Origin of the sequence: Actinosynnema sp. NPDC023658 (assembly GCF_040639995.1) — a bacterium.
GTDB lineage: Bacteria > Actinomycetota > Actinomycetes > Mycobacteriales > Pseudonocardiaceae > Actinosynnema.
Window position 1 is genome coordinate 1 of the sequence record NZ_JBFAAX010001186.1, and the last position, 1578, is coordinate 1578.

General features: G+C 69.3%; 2 pseudogenes. One reads left to right on the forward strand and one right to left on the reverse strand.

Features of this window, described 5'->3' with window-relative positions:
* Window positions 1-1103, reverse strand: a pseudogene (locus tag AB0G02_RS39390) (hypothetical protein); the annotation flags it as partial.
* 196 nt (window positions 1104-1299) lie between these two features.
* Here AB0G02_RS39390 and AB0G02_RS39395 point away from each other — a divergent pair.
* A pseudogene (locus tag AB0G02_RS39395) lies at window positions 1300-1578 on the forward strand (hypothetical protein); the annotation flags it as partial.

Genomic DNA, 1578 nt, shown 5'->3' on the forward strand with positions numbered 1-1578 from the left:
CCGTCCGCGGTGAAGAAGTCGAAGGCGCCACGGCGGTAGTTCGGGTTGGCGGCCGTGCCCGACTGGTGGTCCGCGTTGTTCCAGGCGCCGGTGCCGTCGCCGGCGATCAGCACCTTGCCCGAGTAGAACCGGACGTTGCCGTTGGCGTTGTCACCGGCGATGGCGTCCGGGTGCAGGTAGCCCGAGGTGGCCCGCTTGTAGTGCCACTCCAGGGCGTCCAGCAGCTCCGGCGTGTCGTACCGGTGGACCAGCTTGCCGTTGTCGACCTTCCACCGCAGGGGCACGTTCCAGGACGGGAACAGGTAGGTCCACACGTCGCCGAACGCCCACACGCCCGCCTTGGCGTCGGTCAGCTCCTTGCCCAGCGCCATCAGGTCGTCCGCGGACTTGACCTGGTCGGCGGTGATGCCCTTGGCGTCGAAGACGTCGCGCCGGTAGTACGTGGTGCCGGCGACGACGAACCCGCTGGAGAACGACGGGATGCCGTAGATCTTGTCGCCCCAGGCGCCGGCCTGCCACGCGCCCGTGGGGATGGCGGCGAGGTTCGGGTACTTCTTGACCTTGTCGCCGGCCAGGAACGGCGTCAGGTCCGCCAGCTGCGTCCCGGCCAGCTCACCGACGCTGAAGTTGGGGTTCCACCAGGTCGGGAGCTGGATCCAGTCGGGCAGCTTCTTGGCGGCGGTCATGGTGGGGATGATCGTGGCGTAGTTGTTGCCGTCGGCCGGCTTCATCTCCAGCGTGACGCCGAGGGCCTGGTTCATGGCCTGGTAGAACGAGTTGTCGGCGGGCGGGATCGTGCCCCACAGCGGCGTGACGGCGGTGTACTTGCCGCCCTTGCCCGGCGTGCCGGAGACGGTGGTGACCCGCTCGGTCGGGTAGGTGAGGAAGGCGGGGTCGGTGAGGGCGCCCGAGCCGCCCGCGACGGACGGTATGTCCGCCTTGATGGTGGTGCTCGGCACGTAGTCGGGCAGCGACGCCTTGAGCCCCTCGGTGTTCGCGCCGGTCTTCTGCGGCGTGCCCGCGCCGCACGCCGACAGGAAGCCCCCCGCGGCCGCGATCCCCGCGGCCGTGGCGGTGACGCTCAGGAACCTTCTCCGGTTCATCTCGATACCCATGTCCGGCCGCCTTCTCCGTTGAAGTGTCGAAGCGCTTGAACGCTGGAGGCAGACTAGGGTGTGACCGGCGTTACGGCAAGGGTCAGATCGGCCGAAGCATCGACCTGACCTGCGCATTGACAGTGTCAAGCGGACCATGCGAGCGTTGAAGCGCTTAAACAGACTTGACCTGAGGGGTTGCCACGTGAGTTCCCCGACCATGTCCGCCGGCGAGCGGCGGTCCTCCGAGCCGAGTGTGCGCAAGCGCGTCGACGACCTGCTGAGCCGGCTCACGCTGGACGAGCGGATCGCCATGCTGCACCAGTACGCGCCGGCCGTCCCGCGGCTCGGGCTGACCGCGTTCCGCACCGGCTCGGAGGCGTTGCACGGCGTGGCGTGGCTCGGTGTCGCGACGGTGTTCCCGCAGGCCGTCGGTCTGGGCGCCACCTGGGACGAGGACCTGGTGCGCCGGGTGGCCGAGGCC